We start from the raw sequence: 20744 nt of genomic DNA, 5'->3' as shown, positions 1-20744 counted from the left end.
GCGCGGGGCGCGGCTCAGCTCTGCCGCTGGGACTGCGATTGCGACTGGCCGCCACGGCCGGCCTGCTCGACCTTGACCGCCACCGACAGCGTCTCCGCGCCGCCGCCATAGCGGGTGCCGCGTACGGGGGCGGCGCCGAGATAATCGAGCCCGATCGCGACGCGGACATGGGCGTCGGTGGCGCAGATGCTGTTGGCGGGATCGAAGCCGACCCAGCCGAGACCGTCGACATAGGCCTCCGCCCAGGCATGGCCCGCGTCCTGATGCACCGTGCCGTCGGAGCGCAGGAAATGGCCGGAGACGAAGCGCGCCGGCACGCCGCCGCTGCGGGCGCAGGCGATGAAGATGTGCGCGTAGTCCTGGCAGACGCCGCGCTTGAGCGTGAACGCTTCCGCCGCCGACGTGCCGCTGTTGGTGGGGTCCTCGTCGAAGGTCATGTGATCGCTCATTTGCGTCATCAGCGTGTGCAGGAAGCCCAGCGTGTCGCTCTCGGCCTCGCTGCGCAGCTGGCGCGCGACCGCATTCATCGCGGGATTGACCGTGGTGAGGTCGGTGGCCCGCAAGAACATGCCGGCCGGAAAGCGCTCGTCGGCGCCGCGCAGAACGCCGCCGGTGTCGTGGGTCTCGATCAGGCCCTCGGCGGTGATCTTGATGTCGCCGACCGGTCCGCAGGACAGCACGTGGGTGACGTTGCCGAACGCGTCCTCGTGCGTGTCGAGCTTGGTGTCGCTCGACACGTCGATCTGCCACTCCGCCACATATTGCCCGTCATGGCTGCCGGGCGTCATGCGCAGGATCTGGATCACGCTCGTGGCCTGCGGCTCGTAGCGATAGGTCGTGGTGTGCAGGATTCGCAGGCGCATGGTGGACCGTTGTTGTAGCGTCATCGATCCGGGCTAGCCCTGCGGGCGTCCCCGGAATGACAGCAGTATCAGATCAAATACTGCTTCGTGATGATTTCGCCCAGCCTGGAATTGTCCAAGATGAATTCCTGAATGAATTCATGCACGCCATGCTGGAAAATGTCGTTCATATTGCTGTGTTCCAGCCGGTTGCGAATGCCGCGGGCATGGCGCTGGGCCGGACCCTGGCGGCCATAGGCGACGCCGATCTGATCGAGATTGCGCACCAGATTGCCGTAGCAGCTTGCGAGCGAACGCGGCAGCGAATCGTTGAGGATGAGCAAATCCGCGATCAGCCAGGGTTTCAGTGTCTCGCGATAGACCCAGTGATAGGCCGTCAGCGCCGAAACCGAGCGCAGGATCGAGGTCCATTGGTAGAAATCCAGCGGGCCGCCGACATGCTCCTCCTCGGGCAGCAGCACATGGTATTTCACGTCGAGAATACGAGCGGTGTTGTCGGCGCGTTCGAGATGCAGGCCCATCCGCGAGAACCAGTAGGCGTCGTTGCGCAGCATGGTCCGGTAGGCCGAGCCGTCGAAGCGCAGCGAGGTCTCCTGCACGAAGCGCAGGAACTTTGCGAGATCCTCGCGCGTGGAGGTCCCTCTGCTCCAGACCTCCTGCAACTCGATCCAGGCCGAGTTGATGGTATCCCACATCTCGCTCGTCAGCGCTGTGCGCACCGAGCGCGAATTCAGCCGCGCGGCCTCGATGCAATTCCTGATCGAGGACGGATTATCCGCCGAGAACGAGAGATAATCGACGACGTTGCGCTCGTTGGCTTCTTCGTACTGCTGATAGAAGCTCGCGGCGACGCCGGCGGTCAAAAGCGCCGAGTCCCATTCGTTGGTCTTGCCGATATAGGCGGCGGGAAGCGCGGTGACGCGCAGCGTCGCATCGATGGTGCGCGCAAGATACTCGGCCCGTTCGACGTAGCGGGCGAGCCAATAGAGGTTTTCGGCGGTACGCGACAGCATCTCTCTACTCGTCCAGGATCCAGGTATCTTTGGTGCCGCCGCCCTGGCTCGAATTCACCACCAGGGAGCCTTCTTTCAGGGCAACGCGTGTCAACCCGCCGGGCACGATCGTGGTGCTCTTGCTGCCGGTGAGCACGAACGGCCGCAGGTCGACGTGGCGGGGCGCAAGGCCCGACGCCGTGCAGGTCGGGCAGGTCGAGAGCGCCAGCGTCGGCTGCGCAATGAAGCCTTCGGGCTCGCGCTTGAGCTTTTCGCGGAAAGCCTCGATCGTCGCCTTGGTCGCGGCAGGACCGATCAGCATGCCGTAGCCGCCGGAGCCGTGCACCTCCTTCACGACGAGCTCGCTCAGATGGTCCAGCACATAGGCGAGGTCCTTCGGCTCGCGGCAGCGCCAGGTTTGCACGTTCTTCAGGATCGGCTCCTCGCCGAGATAGAATTTTACGATGTCCGGCATATAGGAGTAGATCGCCTTGTCGTCGGCGATGCCGGTACCGACGGCGTTGGCGAGCGTGATGTTGCCGGCCGCATAGGCCGACATCAGCCCGGGCACGCCGAGGGCGGAGTCGGGGCGGAAGGTGAGGGGATCGAGGTAGTCGTCGTCGACGCGGCGGTAGATCACGTCGACCCGTTTCACGCCCTCGGTCGTCCGCATGAACACTTCGTTGTTCTTGACGATGAGGTCACGGCCCTCGACCAGCTCGATACCGAGCTTGTCGGCGAGGAAGGAGTGCTCGTAATAGGCCGAGTTGTAGACGCCCGGCGTGAGCAACGCGACGGTCGGCTCGCCGGAGGCGCTTTGCGGCGCCACCGAGCGCAAGGCGGATAGCAGCTCGTCCGGATAGCGTTCGACCGGCGCCACCCTGTGGCGGGCGAACAGGTCCGGAAACAGCCGCATCATGATCTCGCGGTTTTCCAGCATGTAGGACACGCCCGAGGGCGTGCGTGCATTGTCCTCCAGCACGATGAAGTCCTCGGCGTCGACCCGGACGATGTCGATGCCGGCGATGTGCACGTAGACGTCGTGCGGCACCTGCTGGCCGTTCATCTCGGGACGGAAGACCGGGTTCTGAAAGATGAGGTCGTCGGGCACGATCTCGGCACGGAGGATATCGCGGCCGTGATAGATGTCGCGCAGGAACATGTTGAGCGCGCGCACGCGCTGCTTCAGGCCCCTCTCCAGCAGCGCCCATTCCTTGCCGGACATGATCCGCGGGATCACGTCGAAGGGGATCAGGCGCTCCGTGGACTCTGAGTCGCCATAGACCGCGAAGGTAATGCCGATGCGGCGGAAGAGGAGCTCGGCCTCCTGGCGGCGATATTCGAGCGCCTCGGGAGGCGTCTCCTTGAGCCAGCGCGCCAGCTCCTGATAGGCGGGGCGAAGGTCCCCACCGGGAATGTTCATTTCATCAAACGCGACTGCCATAAATCCCGACTTGTCTCCGCAAGGCGTTGCGCCATTCGACAGGTCGCGAGGCCCTGGTGAAGACCGCAACGTCCTGGCCATGCGGCAAGAGTGCATGACTTTCATGCGGTAGCAAGGGCCGGGCCAGCGCGATAAGCATGGGGAGAGGACATTTGCCGGGGATGGCCGGCGGCTTGCCTGAAAAAATGGCTGAGGACTGCTTATTTCGGCAGCAAAACCGCGTGACTTCAACGCGTTACCTCGGCAAAGTCGGGCCGATAGGTGAGGGACTTGAGGTATGAGCGAGATCGTCACGGCGGGTATTCTGGTCATTGGGGACGAAATCCTGTCCGGCCGGACCAAGGACAAGAACATCGGCTTCATCGCCGAATACCTGACCAATATCGGCATCGACCTGAAGGAGGTCCGGGTCGTCTCCGACGACGAGTCCGACATCATTGCCGCGTTGGATGCACTGCGGCATCGCTACACCTATGTCTTCACCACAGGTGGCATCGGGCCGACCCATGACGACATCACCGCTGATAGCGTCGCCAAGGCGTTCGGCGTCGGCATCGACCATCACCCGGAGGTGGTCGCCCGTTTCCGCGAGCGCTGGAGCGAGCAGGACCTCAACGAGGCCCGCCTGCGCATGGCCCGCATTCCTGATGGTGCCGAGCTGATCCAGAGCGCGACCATCCTCGCCCCCGGCTTCAAGATCGGCAATGTCATCGTGATGGCGGGCGTGCCCTCGATCATGCAGGCGATGATGGACATCGTCTCGCCCAAGCTGAAATCGGGCGTGCGCATGCTCTCCGAATCGGTCCGCGCCAATGCGCGGGAAGGCGACATCGGCAGCCCGCTGCGGGCGATTGCCGCCCAACATCCCGACACTATCATCGGCAGCTATCCCTTCATGGATGAAGAGCAGAAGCCGAACACCAATCTGGTGGTGCGCTCGCGCGATGCGGACAAGCTCGCAGCCGCAATGGCGGCGGTGAAGGAAATGCTGGCGGGATTGAATATCATCCGCTAGCAACCTAGCTGCCGGCAGACGAAGCAGGAGACGAGGATGGTTGGTGAAGCACCGGAACTAAGTGCGGAAGAACGGGCGGGCCGCCCCTTTCCGGTGTCGTGGGACCAGTTCCACCGGGATTGCCGGGCACTGACCTGGCGGCTCAACGAGGTTGGTCCGTTTCATGCGGTGATCGCGATCACGCGCGGCGGCCTGGTGCCGGCGGCGATCGTTGCGCGCGAGCTCGGCGTGCGCGTGATCGATACGGTCTGCATCGCCAGCTACGACCACGACAAACAGGGCGACCTCAAAGTGCTGAAGGGCATCTCCGAAGACGTGATGAAACTCGGCGGCGGCACCGGCAAGGGGCTCCTGATCGTCGACGACCTCGTCGATACCGGCAAGACCGGCAAGCTGGTGCGCGCGATGCTCCCCGACGCGCATTTCGCAACCGTCTACGCCAAGCCGAAGGGACGTCCGCTAGTCGATACCTTCATCACCGAAGTCTCGCAGGACACCTGGATCTTCTTCCCCTGGGACACCGCGCTGTCCTATCACCCGCCGCTTCGCGACGGGGCGGCGTGATTATCGCCGTCATTGCGAGGAGCGAAGCAACGAAGCAATCCAGGCTACCTCCGAGGATGCATTTCTGGATTGCTTCGCTTCGCTCGCAATGACCGGTGGAGGCGACCATGCCCCTGCAAAACCGCGTCACGCCGACCGGCGAGATCATCGCGACACCGCACCGCGGCATGTTCACCGGCAACCGCGGCATCATTCATGATCCCGCGACGAAGACGCTGCTGAAAAAGCGCTGGTCGTCGCCGGCCTGGATCACCTGCCTGTGCGAATTCCGCGGCTGGCGTCGACCCGTGATGGCGCGGCGGAGCTGGACCGAGCTGTTCTTCCTCGACGAGGCCACGGCTTTTGCCGCCGGCCATCGGCCCTGCTTCTTCTGCCGCCGCGACGATGCGAAGCGCTTTCGCGTAGCATGGGAGATGGGCAACGACGCCCGCGGCATCAGCGCCAAGGCGATGGATGCCGTGCTGCATCGGGAGCGGCTCGATCGTGGCAAGAAACGGCTGCATGTGCTGCCGATGCCGCTCGCGGAATTGCCTGACGGCGCGATGGTGCAACAGGGCGATGACTGCTTCCTCCTCGCGCAGGGCAAGCCGCTGCTGTGGTCACCGGGGGGCTACGTCCCGCATACGAGCGCCCTCGATCACCCGATGCTGCTGACGCCGCCTTCCACGCTCCGCGCGATCATCGCTGGATATAAGCCCGTGCTGCATCCGACCGCCCGCCGCTAGCGCAGCGGCTTGCCGTGCTCATCCACTGTCGTCCGCGCATCGCGCAGCGCCCATTCGCGGATCACTTGGCGGCAGCGCGTCAGCTCGGCTTCGCTCGCGGCATTCGCATCCTTCGACGCACGCTCCACGATTGCTTTGCAATTGAGAAGCACGGAACGATCCTCTGCGCGCGCCGACAGCGCGAACGCGGCAAGCGCTGCAATGGTGAACGCCAGACGGATCACATCCTTAACCCAGCTTCTCGCGTGCCAGCGCGGCACCGGCGCCGAGCGCCATCAGCTTGGCTTCGGCGATCTCGCGCCGCATCGGCGCCATGCCGCAATTGGTGGTGGCGATGATGTTGCTCTTGGGTACGAATTTCGACACGGCGTCGATCACCTGCACGACATCCTCGGCCGTCTCCACCGTGTCGCTGGCGACGTCGATCACGCCGGCCTGCACGATCTTGGTCTTGAGCAGCGCAAGCAGGTCGAGCGGCACCTTCGAGTTGCGGCACTCGATCGCGACCTGCTGGATTGGGCTGGCGTCGATCGCGGGAAATATCTGCTCGTACTGCCGCCATTGCGCGCCGAGCGTTTCCTTCCAGTCGGTGTTGGCCTTGATGCCGTAGCCGTAGCAGATATGCACGGCGGTGGCGCAGGTCAGGCCCTGCGCGGCGCGCTCGAGCGCCTTGATGCCCCAATCGTTGACCTCGTCCATGTAGACGTTGAACGCGGGCTCGTCGAACTGCACGAGATCGACGCCGTCGGCCTGGAGCGCCTTGGCTTCCTCGTTCAGCAGTTCGGCGAACGCAAAGGCCATCTTGACGCGGTCGCCATAGTAGCGATCGGCAATGGTGTCGATGATGGTCATCGGGCCGGGCAGGGTGAATTTCAGCTTCTTCATCGTGTGCGCGCGGGCGACACGCGCCTCGTCGGCGTGGACGCGGCTCTTCAGCCGGAGCGGGGCGACGACTTGTGGCACCATCGCCTTGTAGCGATCCTTGCGGATTCCCATCTCGACCTTGTGGGCGAAGTCGATGCCCTCGATCTTCTCCAGGAAACCGTGGACGAAATGCTGCCGGGCCTGCTCGCCCTCGGTGACGATGTCGATCCCGGCGTCCTCCTGGACTTTGACGGCGAGCATCGTCGCATCGCGCTTGGCGCGGACGAGCTCGTCGCCTTGCGACTTCCAGGGCGCCCAGAGCATGTTGGGTTCGGCGAGCCATTCCGGCTTCGGCAATGAGCCGGCGATCGTGGTTGGAAACAGCATGGCGGCCCTCCCGGCGGGTTATGATTGCGCCCCTTCCTGCCATGTCTTAACGTCGAGGTACAGAACAACAAAAGTCGCCTCGAAACCTGCGGCGCCGGACCGGAAACGCCATGATCGAATTCTTCTTCGACTGTTCCAGCCCCTGGACCTATCTCGCCTTCCACAACATCCAGCCGCTGGCCAGGGAGGTTGGCGCGGAGATCATCTGGCGGCCGATCCTGGTGGGCGGCATCTTCAATACGGTCAACCCAAGTGTCTACGCGCAGCGTGAGACACCGGTGCCGCTGAAGGCGCGCTACATGAAAAAGGACCTTGCCGACTGGTCGCGCTCGGCCGGTCTCGCGATCAAGATGCCACCGACGGTATTTCCGGTGAACAGCGTGAAAGCGATGCGCGGCTGCATCTGGCTCGGGCAGGAAACGGTGCCTTTCGCCACGGCGGTGTTCGAGGCCTATTGGGGCGAGGACAAGGACATCTCGCAGGATTCAGTGCTCGCCGAGATCTGCAGGAAGGTCGGCGTCGATGAGCAGAAATTCTTCGCGGGCATTTCGGGGCAGGGGATCAAGGATGAGCTCAAGGCCAACACCGAAGAAGTCGTCGCCCGCGGCGGCTTTGGCTCGCCGACGATCTTCGTCGGCAAGACCGACATGTATTTCGGCAATGACCGCCTGCCGTTGATCCGCGAGGCGCTGCTGCGCGGCAAGGCGAGCGCGGCCTGATGGTGCGGGCTGTCGTCTGCCGCGCGCTCGGCGCGCCCGAAAAATTGCAGATCGAAGAGTTTCCGTCGCGCACCCTGAAGCCGGGCGAAGCACGCGTCGCGATCCGAGCCGCCGGCCTGAATTTTCCCGACGTGCTGATGGCGGCCGGCGAGTACCAGCTCAAGCCGGAGCTGCCGTTTACGCCGGGGATGGAGGCGGCCGGCGACGTGACCGAGGTCGGCGCAGAGGCGAGCGGCGTCGCCGTCGGCGACAAGGTCATCGTCAAGATGCGGCACGGCGCCTTCACGGATGAAACCGTGGTGACGCCGTCGCAGCTCACGCCGATGCCATCGACGTTCGACTATGCGGAAGCCGCGACCTATCTCGCCGGGCACGGCACCGCCTATCATGCACTGATCGACCGCGGCCGGGTTACGCCGGGCGAGGTGCTGCTGGTGCATGGCGCCGGCGGGGGCGTGGGCCTTGCTGCTGTTGAAATCGGCAAGATGCTGGGCGCGACCGTGATTGCGACGGCGTCCAGCGACGAAAAGCTTGCGATCGCCAAGGCGCGGGGCGCCGATCATCTCGTGCGCTACGACCGCGAGCCGTTTCGTGATGCTGTCAAACGTATCACCGACGGTCGCGGTGCCGACGTCGTGTTCGATCCCGTCGGCGGCGAAGTGTTCGAGAACTCGATGCGTTGCATCGCCTGGGGCGCACGGCTGCTCGTGATCGGCTTTACCGGCGGGATCGGCTCAGCCAAGACCAATCTCTTGCTGATCAAGGGTGCGAGCGTGCTCGGCGTGCGCGCGGGCGAAGCGGTGCGGAAAAATCCCGCGCTCGGCGAGGTGCGCCTGAAGGCGTTGCTCCAATGGGCCGAGGAGGGCAAGCTGCGGCCCCACGTCTCGCACCGCCTGCCACTGGAGGAGTTTGCGCAGGCGATGCGGTTGCTGATCGACCGCAAGGCGATCGGGCGTGTGGCGCTGGTGATGGACTAAGCGCCTACAAGGTCACTTGTACTCCCGCTCAGTCCACCACGGGAAATAATCCGGCATATCGCTCGACACCTTGTTCTTGAACTGCGCAGGGCGCTTTTCCAGGAACGACACCACGCCTTCCTTCACGTCGTCGGAGCGGCCGCGGGCGTAGATGCCACGGCTGTCGACCTTGTGGGCTTCCATCGGGTCGTCAGCGCCCATCATGCGCCACATCATCTGCCGGATCAGCGCCACCGATACCGGCGCGGTCTTGGCCGCGAATTCCTTGGCGAGCGCGCGGGCGGTCGGCAGCAGATCATCGGGGGCCACGACCTTGCTGACGAGACGTCCTGCGAGGGCTTCCTGGGCCGGGAAGACGCGGCCCGAATAGCACCATTCCAGCGCCTGCGAGATGCCGACGATGCGCGGCAGGAACCAGCTCGAGGCCGCCTCCGGCACGATGCCGCGCTGGGAGAACACGAAGCCGAAGCGCGCGGCATCGGAGGCGATGCGGATGTCCATCGCGAGCTGCATGGTAACACCGATGCCGACCGCGGGACCGTTCACCGCGGCAATCACCGGTTTCAGGCATTTGAAGATGCGCAGTGTCACCTGGCCACCGCCGTCGCGCACCTGGGAATCACTGTAGTCGACCTTGCCGTCGGCGAAGCGCTTCACCGGTCCGCGCCGTGCGTCGCGATCAAAGGTGTCGGCGCCCGACGAAAGGTCTGCGCCCGCGCAAAACCCGCGGCCGGCGCCTGTGACGATGATGGCACGGACGTCGTCGTCCTTGTCGGCGGCGTCGAATGCGTCGATCAGCTCTCCTTGCATCTGCGCGTTGAAGGCGTTGAGCTTGTCGGGCCGGTTCAGCGTGATGGTGAGGATCTGCTCGGCGATTTCGTATTTGATCGTCTCATACGCCATGATGGGTTCCTTCCCTGTCCTGAATTCTGTCTCGAAGAGACGTCATGCATGGACGCCAGCGTCCGTCTTGCGCGGACTGGGCGTTGGTAGCCCGGCTCTAATTCGCCGGCGGGCTCGGCCAGGGCTTCTGCGGCCCGCGCAGGCTCTCGAACGCCTTGGCCATGCCAAGCACGCCGATATCGTCGAAGCGGCGGCCGACGATCTGCACGCCGATGGGAAAACCCTTGGCGTCGAAGCCGCCGTTGATGGAGATCGCCGGATTCTCCGACATATTCCATGGCACGGTATAGGCGATGTGTTCGAACGGCTTCATGGGATCGTTGGTCGGCGAGGCCCACTCCGCCGGATAATTCACGTTTGGCGCGGTCGGCGAGATCACATAGTCGAGCTCGCAGAACAGCTTTGATGCCGCAGCGCGGATTGCCATGGTCTGGTTGAAGCCCCTGATGACGTCGACGCCGGACAGCTTTGCGCCGGACTCGCCCCATTTGAAGATGTAGGGCAGCACCTTGGCCTGTTCGGCCGGCGTCAGCTTGGACAGATCGTCCCACATCCGCGCGCGCCAGAAGTTGTCGAGGCCGTCGAGCATCTCGCGCGTGAGGATGCCGTCGACCTCGGTGACGACGGCGCCTGCGGATTCGAACGCTTTCGCCGCCTTTACCGCGACCTCGCGTACCGGTTTCTCCAGCGCCAGGCCAACGCCGGGATCGAGCATCAATCCGATGCGCAGTTTGCGCGGGGATTTCTCCGGCCCCTTCCAGTTGAGGGGCTCCGCTGGCAGGCTCATGCCGTCGCGCCGGTCGGGTTTTGCGATCACGCTCATCATCAGCGCGCAATCGTCAACAGTGCGGGTCATGGGGCCGGCGACGCGGCCGACATAGGTGGGATCGATCGGCACGCGGCCAAAGCTCGGCTTCAATCCGACGAGGCCGCACCAGCCCGCGGGCAGGCGGACCGAGCCGCCGATATCGGTGCCGAGATGCAGCGGACCATAGCCGGCTGCCGCAGCGGCGCCCGCGCCGGCGCTGGAGCCGCCGGGATTCTTGGAGAGGTCCCAGGGATTGCGCGCGAGCGCATGGAAAGAAGACAGCCCCGAGGACAGCATGCCGTAATCGGGCATGGTGGTCTTGGCGAAGATGATCGCGCCGGCTTCGCGCAGGCGCGCGGCGGGTGGTGCGTCCTTCTCGGCCGGCACCAGCTTGACGCTGGCCGCGCCCAGCGGCACCGGCACGCCCTTTGTCGCGATGTTGTCCTTCACCGTCACCGGCACACCGTCGAGCGCGCCGGACGGCTCGCCCCCGGACCAGCGCGCGGTCGAGGCCTTCGCGGTCTCGCGCGCGCCGTCGGGATCGAATGCATAAAGCGCCTTGAGGTGCGGCTCCCACGCGGCGACGTGCGCGAGCACGTCTTCCAGCACCTCGCTCGGCGAGAACTGCTTGGCGCGATAGCCCGCGATCAGATCGACCGCGGAAAGATCGTGCAGCGAGGTGATCGCCTCTTCGACGTCCTTTTTATGCATGGGCACCCACCGGCATCCGCGTCTCGATGATCCGGGCGAACATGCTGGCACCGATCGGCAGGATCTTGTCGTCGAGCACGAAGCCGGGATTGTGCACGGGCACCGAGCCATCGTGGCCGACCCAGAAATAGGCGCCGGGAATGGTTTGCAGCATGTCGGCAAAATCCTCGCTGCCCATCTTCGGCTGGGCGCGGGTGATCACGTTGGCGGGGTCGACGATGGTGCGCGCGACCTCCTCGACCACCTTGGACTGCTCGACCTGGTTGACCAGCACATCGAAGGTGTCGCGGATGTCGACGTCGATCACGCACTGATAGGCGCTCGCAATGCCGGCGCAGATCGTGCGAATGCGTTCGCTGATCAGGATGCGGACTTCTTTCGAGAAAGTGCGGATGGTGCCGCAAAGATGCGCTTCGCCAGGGATGACGTTGTACGCCGAACCGGCGTGAATCTGCGTGATCGAGACGACGGCGGCCTGCAGCGGCTCGACGTTGCGGCTGACGATGGTCTGGATCGCCTGCGCCAGCGTGGTCGCGATGATCACCGCGTCCTTGGAGCGTTCGGGCATCGCGCCGTGCGCGCCGTAGCCAGTGATGCGGAGGTCGAAGAAGTCGGCGCTGGCCATCGCGGGGCCGGGCAGGATCGCGATCTCGCCGTGGTTGAGGTCGGGCGCGTTGTGCAGGCCGTAGAGTTCGTCGCAGGGAAATTTCTCGAACAGCCCGTCCTTGATCATCGCGCGGGCGCCGCCGAGACCTTCCTCGGCCGGCTGGAAGATCAGGTGCACGGTGCCGTCGAAGTTCCTGGTTTCGGCGAGGTAGCGCGCGGTGCCGAGCAGCATGGTGGTGTGGCCGTCATGGCCACAGCCGTGGAAGCGGCCGGGGATTTTCGAGCTCCATTTCAGATTGGTGTTCTCCTCCATCGGCAGCGCGTCCATGTCGGCGCGAAGCCCGATACGCTTGCCGCTCGAACCCTTGCCCTTGATGACTCCGATCACGCCGGTGCCGCCGAGACCGCGATGCACCTCGATGCCCCAGCTCTTCAGCTTGTCCGCGACGATTCCGGAGGTGCGCACTTCCTCGAAGCCGATTTCCGGATGGGCGTGAAGGTCGCGCCTGATAGCAGTGAGTTCGTCGGCATAGCCGTCGATGCGGTCGATCGTGGGCATGTGTTCTGTCCAGTTAGCGTGAGGAGGGAGTGAAAATCGGGCCGTTCGGCTTGATGCGGATGCCCGGCCGCAGGCGCGTCCATGGCAGCGTGGCTGTGTCCGCGGGCATCGCGCCGGGGGCGGCGCAGATCATCAGCTTTTCTGCGATCGGCTCGAAATCGGCGCGGAAGTGCACCGAGCTCTTGTTGACCAAAATCTTCTCTTCGGTCGGCTCGATGCCGACATAGCGGTACATTGCCTGGTCGGCGAGCTGCGCCTTGTGCGAGGAGACGACAACGCGGACGTCGCCGATGCGCAGGCAGGCGGAGGGGCCCATCTCCATCTCGCGGCCGCCGTAGTAGGGCCCGGGCGCGATGAAGCGGCCGTCGGAGAGTTTTTCAACGACGAAGGTCTCACGATAGGGCTCGTCGCCGGGAATGCCGGACTTGCCGCCGAGCGACAGCGTCACGGTGGCACCGGCGCCGGCTGCATGCGCGGCCTTGGCCGATTCCGGATCGTAGATCGCGCCGGTCGCAGCACTCGCCTTGTTGCGCACCAGCGCGCGTAGCATGCCGGTGGTGTCGGAATCGCCGCCGGCGCCGGGATTGTCCTGGGTGTCGGCGATGATGATCGGCTTGCTCGCGCCCTTCGAGAGTTCCATCGCGTGGCGCACGCCGTCATCGGGTGACCAGATCTTGCCGTCGAAATCGTCCTCGTGACTTTCGATCAACTTCACGATTGCATCCGCCGCGCGGTCGGCATCGGCTTGCGTCTTGCCATAGGCGAACACGCTCGGCCCGCAATCGCGGAAATCGGCGGCGGGGAAGCCGGACGCGAAGGACAGCGTCGGAATCGCTTCGCTCTCAAGCGCGGCAAGCTTTTCGTAGATGCCCTTGGTCGGCTGGTCGTTGGTGCACTGCCAGCTGATCGGGATCAGGAACGGCAATTGCCGGAAGGCCTTTGCGAAACGCTGCTTTGTCTTCAGAAGCAATGCGAGATGTTGCGCGCAGGCGCGGCCGGTCGCGGCCATGTCGATATGGGGATAGGTGCGGTAGGCGATCAGCGCGTCCGCATGCTCTATCATCTCGGGCGTGACGTTGGCGTGCAGGTCGAGGCTCGCGACAAGCGGAATGCCCTTGCCGATGACGCGGCGCACGCGCGCGAGAATCTCGCCTTCGCCGTCGTCGAGATGTTCCGTGACCATCGCGCCGTGCAGATCGAGATAGACGGCGTCGATCGGGCCGGCGGCGGCAATGCCATCGACCATGACCTTCACGATGCGCTCGAAGGCGTCCTTGGTGACATGCGCCGAAGGGCTCGCGCCGCAGGCAATCGTCGGAACGAGTTCCCAGCCATGGGCCTCGGCGCTGTCGACGAAACCGGCGAGGCCGACATTGATGCGGCGCATCACCTTCAACACGTCGGGACCTTGCGTCATCGCCGGCCAGCCGCCGCCGTGCTGGAAGTCTGCGAAGGTCGCCTTCGTCGGAGCGAAGGTGTTAGTCTCGTGCAGGAAGCCGCCGACGGCGATACGTGTCATCAACTCAAGTCCAGCAATTGAATGTGCGCGACGTTAGCCCTGTGCTTGCGGCGAGAGCAAGCCGGGAAGCAATCGCGCCGCGCATGGCGTCAAGCCGTTTTGGGAATGCTTGTCGCAACCGCCGTCATTGCGAGCGAAGCGAAGCAATCCAGAATCCTTCCGCAGGGACAGTCTGGATTGCTTCGCTGCGCTCGCAATGACGAGGCGAGAGACTAGGCGCTAGCCGCCGCGCCCTCGGCCACCGGCCGGAAGTTAGCAAAATCCCAGCCGCGGCCTGGCGCTGCCTCGAGCAAGGCTCTGGTGTACGCCTCCTTCGGATGCGTCAGCACTTCGGCGGCCGGCCCCTGCTCGACGACGCGGCCGTGTTGCATCACCATGACCTCGTCGCAGATCTGTGCTGCGACGCGTAGATCGTGAGTGATGAACAGGATGGCGATGCCGAGCCGCTTCTGGATCTCGTCGAACAGTTCCAGCACCTGCGCCTGCACGGAGACGTCGAGGGCGGAGACGGCCTCGTCCGCGACCAGCACGTCGGGATCGAGCGCGAGCGCGCGGGCGATCGCAATGCGCTGACGCTGGCCGCCGGAGAACTGGTGCGGATAGCGCGCGACCGCATCGGCGGGCAGGCCGACCAGCTCGAGCAATTCGCGGGCACGCTTCATTGCGTCGGCATGCGACACGCCATAATTGATGGGGCCTTCCGCGATGCTTTCGCCGACGGTGACGCGCGGGTTGAGCGAGCGGTAAGGGTCCTGGAATACGATCTGGATCTTCTTCCGATGCGGCTGCAACAGCCGCCGCGAAATGTCCGAGATCTCGCGGCCGGAGAGGCGCACGCCGCCCGAAGTCGGGTCGATCAGGCGGACGATGCAGCGCGCCACGGTCGATTTGCCCGAACCGCTCTCGCCGACGATGCCGAGCGTGCGACCCTTGCGTAGCGTCAGCGTGACCTTGTCGGCAGCGACGACCTCGCGGCCTTTACCGAAGAACGCGCGCTCGCGGTAGACCTTCCCAAGCTCGTTGGCTTCCAGCACCACCGGTTCCTTGGTCTCAAGCCGTGCCGCGCGCGGCACCAGGCTCGGTACTGCGGAAAGCAGGTTGCGGGTGTACTCCATGGTCGGATTGCGCAGGATGGAATCCAGCGTTCCGGTCTCGACCAGTCGGCCCTGCCGCATCACGGCGACGCGGTCGGCGATCTCGGCGACCACGCCCATGTCGTGGGTGATGAACAGCACGGCGGTTCCGTGATCGCGCTGGAGGTCGCGGATCAGGGTCAAGATCTGCTTCTGCGTGGTGACGTCGAGCGCGGTGGTCGGTTCGTCCGCAATGAGCAGCTTCGGTTCGAGCACGAGCGCCATCGCGATCATGATGCGCTGGCGCTGACCGCCGGAGAGTCGGTGAGGGTAGGAGGCAAAGATACGCTCAACCTGGGGCAGGCGCACCTGCTCCATCATGTCGAGGATACGCTTCTTGCGCGCCTTCGCGTCGAGTTTGGTGTGCGCGCGCAGGACTTCGTCGATCTGACGGCCGACCGGCATCACCGGATTGAGTGCCGTCATCGGCTCCTGGAAGATCATCGCCATTCGGGTCGCGCGGAGCTGCCGCAGGCGGCGGTCGGTCGCGGTGAGAATCTCCTCGCCGACCAGCTTGACGCTGCCGCCGGTGGGAACGAGCGTGCCCTTCGGCAGCAGACCCATCGTGGTCAGGGAGGTCACCGACTTGCCCGAGCCGCTTTCGCCGACAAGGCACAGCGTCTCGCGCTCGTGCACCTGGATCGAGATGCCGTCGAGGATGTTTGCAGCATTCGGCTTCTTGCCGACGGACACGACGAGGTTGTTGATGTCGAGGATGGGGCTGGTCATCACTTGATCGGTCATCATTTGCCTTACCGCTGCTTCATGCGCGGATCGAGTGCATCGCGGGCGGCGTCGCCGATCAAATTGATGCTGAGGATGGCGATCGAGAGCAGCAGGCCCGGCCAGAAGATCAGCGTCGGCTTGAGCTGGAAGTACTGACGGCCCTCGGCCATGATGTTGCCCCAGGTCGGCGTCTCCGGCGAGATGCCGGCGCCGAGGAAGGAGAGGATGGCCTCAGTAAGGATCGCGGACGCGCAGACGTAACTGCCCTGCACGATCAGAGGTGCGATCGTGTTCGGCATCAAATGCCGCCACATGATCTTTGGCAGGGATGTGCCGACCGAGATCGCCGCTTCAACATAGGGCTCTTCGCGCGCCGACAGCACGACCGAACGCACCAGGCGTGCCACGCGCGGAACTTCGGGGATCGTGATCGCGATCAGCACCGTCCAGAGGCTGGCGCCGGACAGCGACACCACGGCGATTGCCAGCAGGATGCTCGGCATTGCCATCAGGCCGTCCATGATCCGCATCATGACGGAATCGATCAGCTTGAAGAAGCCGGAGACGAGGCCGATCGCCAACCCAATGACGATCGACATGATCGCCGAGCCGATGCCGATCAGAAGCGAAATGCGTCCGCCATACATGACGCGCGACAGCAGGTCGCGGCCATAGGCGTCGGTGCCGAGCAGGAATTGCGCCGAAGAGGGCTTCAGCCGCTGCGAGGGCGCAAGCTGGATCGGATCATACGGCGCGATCAACGGTGCCAGGATCGAGATCAGCACAACCAACGCCAGGCAGATGGTCGCCGCCGCAATGATCGGCGTCGAGGTCAGGAATCCGAGGCGCGGTCGCAGCGGCGACGTGATCGGGATGGAGGACTGGGGAAGGGTATCGACCGACATTTTTGTTGTTATCCTTAGCCCTAGTACCGGATCCGGGGATCGAGCAGCGTGTAGGCGACGTCGATCAGGAGATTGACGACGACATAGATCAGCGACGTCAGCAAGATCATCGCCTGGATCACCGGATAGTCGCGCGCCAGCACCGCATCCACCGTGAGGCGGCCGATGCCGGGGATGTTGAACACGCTCTCGGTGACGACGACCCCGGAGATCAAAAGCGCAAAGCCGGTACCGATCACCGTGATCACGGGCACGGCCGCGTTGCGCAGCGCGTGCCGCATCATCACGGCGACCTCGTTGATGCCTTTTGCCCGCGCGGTGCGGACGTAGTCCTCGCCGAGCACGTCGAGCATCGCCGCGCGCGTCATGCGCGCGATCAAAGCGATATAGATGAAGGACAGCGCACAGGTCGGCAGGATGATGCGCTCGAAGAACGGCCCAAACCCGTTCGAGATGCTGCGGAAGCCCTGCACCGGCACCCAGCGCAGGTCGATCGCGAAGACCTCGATCAGGATGTAGCCGACCACGAACACCGGCACCGAGAAGCCGAGCACGGACAGGCCCATCACGAAGCGGTCGATCCAGGTGCCGTGCTTCCAGGCCGCGATCACGCCCAGGGGAACAGCGACGATGACGGCGAGGATGATGGTCGACAGCGCGATCGAGATCGACGGCTCGACCCGCTGGCCGATCATCTTCATCACCGGAAGGTTGGAGATGAGTGACGTTCCGAGATCGCCATGCAGCAGCTTGTTCAGCCAGGTGATGAACTGCACGATCAGCGGCTCGTTGAGGCCGAGCGAGGTGCGGATGCGCTCGAGCCGCTCCGGCGTGGCGTTGTCGCCGGCCAGAATCGCGGCGGGATCGCCCGGGGTGAGGCGGAGCAGGAGGAAGACGAACAGCGCCACCACGCCCATCACAGGCACGGCGGCGAGAATTCGGCGAAGGAGATATCCGAGCAAGTTGGATCCCGTCAGATGAGAGTCAAATCAGAGACAGCGGCTGGAGCCTGGGGTTCTGCCACCAGCCTAACATTTCAGCAATTCCCATGCCATCCGGGCCACCGTTTTTGCAGTGCGGTCAACTTGTTTCGGTGATCTGGCCCGGTTTTGGCGATGTGGCTCGCGCCGTTACTCCAGAGTCGCGAGCAGCCCCGCCATCAGCCGGCCGCGTTCGACCAGACTTTCAACCTCGATATACTCTTCGAGCGTGTGGCCGTTGCCGCCACGCACGCCCAGGCCGTCGAGAGTAGGGATGCCCATTGCGCCCGTGAAATTGCCATCGGAGCCGCCGCCGGCGCTCGCATGCGGCAGTTCTGCGCCAAGCGACTTGGCGATCCCGCGCGCCTTTTCATACAGCGCCATGGTGCCGGCATCGGGCTCCCAAACCGGACGTGTCACGCCGCGCGTCACCTTGAACGTGACATCATTGGTTGTGCCGGAGAGCGCCAGCATCCTCTCAACGCCGCGATCGAGGTCGGCCTGGCGCTTGGCCATCGAAAGCGCTTCGCCGGTGGCGGTCGTGGCAACGCAATTGACCCATTGACCCCCATGCACGACGCCGACCGAAAACGTGCAGTCCTCGCCCGTCATCGCATCGATGGCGAGGATTTGCCGCGCCATCTCGCGAATCGCCGAGCGGCCCGCCGACAAGGTCGCGCCGGCGTGGCTGGGCCGGCCGGTCGCCTCGAGATTGAAGCGCGCGATGGCGTAACGTCCGGTGGTGACGCCGTTATCGGCGCGGCCGGGCTCCGGCACCAGCACGTATTTGTTGCGTGCGGCTTCCGCCTCGATGATATCGCGCGTGGAGGGTGTGCCGACTTCCTCGTCGGGCGTGAACAGCACGGTGATCGGCAGTGGCGTCGTGAACGAGGCGCGGGCCAGTTGCCGGATGGCTTCCAGCGAAAGATAATTGCCGCCCTTCATGTCGTAGATGCCGGGGCCATAGCACTTGTTGCCCTCGCGGCGCCATTTCAGCTTCTCGATGGTGCCCGTGGGGTGGACCGTATCCATGTGTCCGGCGATCAGGATGCCCGGTTCGCCCTGCTTCGGATGCGGAAAGCGGGCGCGGATCACGCCGCCAAAGCCCTGGCGACCGGCGATGCGCTCGATCGTCGCACCCATGATCGCCATCTCCCGCGCTGCGATATCGAGCATGCGGTTCACGGCGCTCGCCTCCCAGGTCGGGCTTTCGCATTCCACCCAGCCGCGCAGACCCTGGAGCATCGCTTCGGAATCGAAGGGAAGATTGGCTGGATTCATCTCAATGTCTCTCCAATGTCTCTTGGGCTTTGGAACATGGAACGCGCATTGCATCGGCGCGGGCAGGACAGGCGGAGAGCGTTGTAGAGCCAAACCGATCCTTGTGGAGCCCGTGTGCGCGCCGCTTGGGCTTGCAGCGAAACCGGATTGACGCGCTCGGCACCGTCTGCAAGTCTCGAAAAGATAAAGGCATTGCATGGGGTTAGTTCGCCTAAAGAACGAACCAGATGCTCAATCAATAACCTGCCTTTGAACAGTTTCACGTCAGGAGAACTTTTATGTTTAAGTTGATGCGCCGGGGGCCTCGCGCGTTCGCCTCCAAACTTGCGCTGTCGGTCGTCGCGCTTTCGACCGCACTGGCCTCGCCGGTGCTTGCGGCCGGCAAGACCATCACGGCGGTGATGCATTCGGATCTGCGCATCATCGATCCGATCTTCACCACGGCCTACATCACGCGTGACCATGGCTACATGATCTACGACACGCTCGTGGCGCCCGATTCGAACTTCAAGATCCAGCCGCAGATGGCGGACTGGAAGATCTCCGACGACAAGCTCACCTACACGTTCACGCTGCGCGACGGCCTGAAGTGGCATGACGGTGCGCCGGTGACGGCGGAGGACTGCGTTGCCTCGCTCAAGCGCTGGGGCGCAGTCGACGGCATGGGCCAGAAACTGTTCGACTTCACCGCGAGCATCGAGGCGACCGATGCCAAGACCATCACGCTGAAGCTGAAGGAGCCCTACGGCCTCGTGCTCGACTCCATCGGCAAGCCGTCCTCCCGCGTTGCCTTCATGATGCCGAAGCGCCTCGCCGAGACGCCGCCGGACAAGCAGATCCCCGAGCAGATCGGCTCGGGTCCTTTCAAGTTCGTGCAGTCGGAATTCCAGCCGGGCGTGAAGGCGGTCTACGTCAAGAACACCGATTACGTGCCGCGCAAGGAGCCGTCGAGCTGGACCTCCGGCGGCAAGGTGGTGAAGGTCGACCGCGTCGAGTGGATCACCATGCCGGACTCGCAGACCGCGGTGAACGCGTTGCAGTCGGGCGACATCGACTTCGTGGAAAATCTGCCTTACGACATGCTCCCGCTGCTGGAAGCGAACAAGGAGATCACGATCGAGGTCTCGAACAAGTTCGGTTTCCAGACGCTCGGCCGGATGAACTTCCTTTATCCGCCGTTCGACAATGTCAAAGTGCGCCGGGCTGCCTTTCTGGCGATAAACCAGAAGGACGTTCTCGACGCGCTCGTCGGCAACGCCAAATATCAGAAGGTCTGTGGCGCCTTCTTCGTGTGCGATACGCCGTTCGCGACGGAGGCCGGTGCCGAGACCCTGGTGAAGGGCAACGGCATGGCCGAAGCCAAGAAGGCGCTCGCCGAATCCGGCTATGACGGCACCCCGATCGTGATCATGGCCCCCGGCGATGTCACGACGCTGAAGGCGCAGCCGATCGTTGCGGCTCAGTTGCTGCGCGAGGCCGGCTTCAAGGTCGACCTGCAAGCGACCGATTGGCAGACGGTGGTGAGCCGCCGCGCCAGTCAGAAGCCTCCGAAAGAGGGCGGCTGGAACATGTTCTTCACCAACTGGGTCGCGGCCGACGTCTCCAACCCGATCGCCAATCTCTCGATCGGCGGCCAGGGCAAGAAGGGCTGGTTCGGTTGGGCCGAGAACGCCAAGATCGAAAAGCTCAAGGACGACTTCGTTCGCGCCGCCTCGCTCGACGATCAGAAGAAGATCGCCGCTGACATCCAGAAGGAAGCCTATGAGCAGGTGATCTACATCCCGCTGGGGCAGTATCTCCTGCCGAGCGGCTGGCGCAAATCGCTGACCGGCGTGCTCGACGGTCCCGCGACCCCGCTGTTCTGGAACGTCGACAAGTCGGAGTAGGGCAAAGGCCCTTCCTTTCGTCCGGATCATCATGCGGCGCCGCTGTCATCAGCGGCGCCGCTCTTTTGCCAGTCTCGGTCCTTTGTTGACCTACGCCGGCTGAGAAAGCGGATGCTTTCAACGTTCCCAGTCTGCGATCATTGCTATTTGTTTCGATCCAGAACTAGATGCGTCGTG

Annotated in this window: 19 protein-coding genes; 6 read left to right on the top strand and 13 right to left on the bottom strand. The window is 64.1% G+C overall.

Annotated elements, in window-relative coordinates:
- Positions 1-14: 14 nt before the first annotated feature.
- From ACFQX9_RS15145 to ACFQX9_RS15135, 3 genes are all read right to left on the bottom strand, one after another.
- A complete protein-coding gene (locus ACFQX9_RS15145) occupies positions 15-863 on the bottom strand; it encodes a transglutaminase domain-containing protein (RefSeq protein WP_377789192.1) in 849 nt (282 codons plus the stop codon).
- Between the two features lie 68 nt (positions 864-931).
- Positions 932-1876, bottom strand: a complete 945-nt coding sequence (locus tag ACFQX9_RS15140) for an alpha-E domain-containing protein (protein WP_018455303.1) — start codon at positions 1874-1876, stop codon at positions 932-934.
- A gap of 4 nt (positions 1877-1880) precedes the next feature.
- On the bottom strand, positions 1881-3299 hold the full coding sequence (locus tag ACFQX9_RS15135; protein ID WP_018455304.1) for a circularly permuted type 2 ATP-grasp protein: 1419 nt from the start codon (positions 3297-3299) through the stop codon (positions 1881-1883).
- Between the two features lie 277 nt (positions 3300-3576).
- Here ACFQX9_RS15135 and ACFQX9_RS15130 point away from each other — a divergent pair, with 277 nt between their 5' ends.
- The 3 genes from ACFQX9_RS15130 (at position 3577) to ACFQX9_RS15120 (ending at position 5603) form a co-directional block, all read left to right on the top strand.
- On the top strand, positions 3577-4314 hold the full coding sequence (locus ACFQX9_RS15130) for a competence/damage-inducible protein A (RefSeq protein WP_377789189.1): 738 nt from the start codon (positions 3577-3579) through the stop codon (positions 4312-4314).
- A gap of 36 nt (positions 4315-4350) precedes the next feature.
- Entirely contained in the window at positions 4351-4878 is a 528-nt protein-coding gene (gpt, locus tag ACFQX9_RS15125) for a xanthine phosphoribosyltransferase (RefSeq protein ID WP_377789187.1), read from the top strand.
- Positions 4879-4985: 107 nt separating this feature from the next.
- A complete protein-coding gene (locus tag ACFQX9_RS15120) occupies positions 4986-5603 on the top strand; it encodes a hypothetical protein (RefSeq protein WP_377789185.1) in 618 nt (205 codons plus the stop codon).
- Here the strand turns inward: ACFQX9_RS15120 and ACFQX9_RS15115 are convergent.
- Positions 5600-5827: a hypothetical protein gene (locus ACFQX9_RS15115; protein ID WP_247371605.1), complete on the bottom strand. Its 228-nt coding sequence runs from the start codon at positions 5825-5827 to the stop codon at positions 5600-5602. The genes ACFQX9_RS15120 and ACFQX9_RS15115 overlap by 4 nt on opposite strands.
- Before the next feature lie 4 nt (positions 5828-5831).
- On the bottom strand, positions 5832-6854 hold the full coding sequence (locus ACFQX9_RS15110; protein ID WP_085351098.1) for a methionine synthase: 1023 nt from the start codon (positions 6852-6854) through the stop codon (positions 5832-5834).
- Between the two features lie 110 nt (positions 6855-6964).
- On the opposite strand from ACFQX9_RS15110, the gene ACFQX9_RS15105 reads away from it, so the two are divergent.
- On the top strand, positions 6965-7573 hold the full coding sequence (locus ACFQX9_RS15105; protein ID WP_377789182.1) for a 2-hydroxychromene-2-carboxylate isomerase: 609 nt from the start codon (positions 6965-6967) through the stop codon (positions 7571-7573).
- Positions 7573-8550: an NADPH:quinone oxidoreductase family protein gene (locus tag ACFQX9_RS15100; protein ID WP_377789180.1), complete on the top strand. Its 978-nt coding sequence runs from the start codon at positions 7573-7575 to the stop codon at positions 8548-8550. Before ACFQX9_RS15105 ends, ACFQX9_RS15100 begins: the two co-directional genes overlap by 1 nt.
- A 12-nt stretch (positions 8551-8562) precedes the next feature.
- On the opposite strand, the gene ACFQX9_RS15095 is transcribed toward ACFQX9_RS15100, so the two are convergent.
- The 8 genes from ACFQX9_RS15095 to ACFQX9_RS15060 all read right to left on the bottom strand — a co-directional run bounded on the left by ACFQX9_RS15095 (position 8563) and on the right by ACFQX9_RS15060 (position 18681).
- Positions 8563-9453 carry a crotonase/enoyl-CoA hydratase family protein gene (locus tag ACFQX9_RS15095; protein WP_377789178.1) on the bottom strand — a complete coding sequence of 297 codons (891 nt, stop codon included), beginning with the start codon at positions 9451-9453 and terminating at the stop codon, positions 8563-8565.
- Positions 9454-9550: 97 nt separating this feature from the next.
- The gene (locus tag ACFQX9_RS15090; protein ID WP_377789176.1) at positions 9551-10972 is read right to left on the bottom strand and encodes an amidase; all 1422 of its coding nucleotides are present in this window, start codon (positions 10970-10972) and stop codon (positions 9551-9553) included.
- The gene (locus ACFQX9_RS15085; RefSeq protein WP_085351102.1) at positions 10965-12137 is read right to left on the bottom strand and encodes a M20 aminoacylase family protein; all 1173 of its coding nucleotides are present in this window, start codon (positions 12135-12137) and stop codon (positions 10965-10967) included. Before ACFQX9_RS15085 ends, ACFQX9_RS15090 begins: the two co-directional genes overlap by 8 nt.
- A 13-nt stretch (positions 12138-12150) precedes the next feature.
- On the bottom strand, positions 12151-13656 hold the full coding sequence (locus tag ACFQX9_RS15080) for a M81 family metallopeptidase (RefSeq protein ID WP_377789173.1): 1506 nt from the start codon (positions 13654-13656) through the stop codon (positions 12151-12153).
- A 212-nt stretch (positions 13657-13868) separates the two neighbouring features.
- Positions 13869-15518 (bottom strand): ABC transporter ATP-binding protein, encoded by a 1650-nt coding sequence (locus tag ACFQX9_RS15075; RefSeq protein WP_026232921.1) that lies wholly within the window; start codon positions 15516-15518, stop codon positions 13869-13871.
- A 23-nt stretch (positions 15519-15541) separates the two neighbouring features.
- Positions 15542-16420, bottom strand: coding sequence for an ABC transporter permease (locus ACFQX9_RS15070; protein ID WP_377789171.1), 879 nt, complete (start codon positions 16418-16420; stop codon positions 15542-15544).
- Positions 16421-16440: 20 nt separating this feature from the next.
- Positions 16441-17382 (bottom strand): ABC transporter permease, encoded by a 942-nt coding sequence (locus ACFQX9_RS15065; protein WP_007602533.1) that lies wholly within the window; start codon positions 17380-17382, stop codon positions 16441-16443.
- Between the two features lie 168 nt (positions 17383-17550).
- The gene (locus tag ACFQX9_RS15060; RefSeq protein WP_247456180.1) at positions 17551-18681 is read right to left on the bottom strand and encodes a M20/M25/M40 family metallo-hydrolase; all 1131 of its coding nucleotides are present in this window, start codon (positions 18679-18681) and stop codon (positions 17551-17553) included.
- Positions 18682-18959: 278 nt separating this feature from the next.
- Here ACFQX9_RS15060 and ACFQX9_RS15055 point away from each other — a divergent pair, with 278 nt between their 5' ends.
- Positions 18960-20567 (top strand): ABC transporter substrate-binding protein, encoded by a 1608-nt coding sequence (locus tag ACFQX9_RS15055; RefSeq protein WP_219683856.1) that lies wholly within the window; start codon positions 18960-18962, stop codon positions 20565-20567.
- The last annotated feature ends 177 nt before the right edge of the window (positions 20568-20744 follow it).

Origin of the sequence: Bradyrhizobium sp. GCM10028915, assembly GCF_042666195.1 — a bacterium.
Classification (GTDB): domain Bacteria; phylum Pseudomonadota; class Alphaproteobacteria; order Rhizobiales; family Xanthobacteraceae; genus Bradyrhizobium; species Bradyrhizobium canariense_D.
Note: the sequence above shows the minus strand (reverse complement) of the source record. Positions and strands in the feature narration are given on the sequence as shown.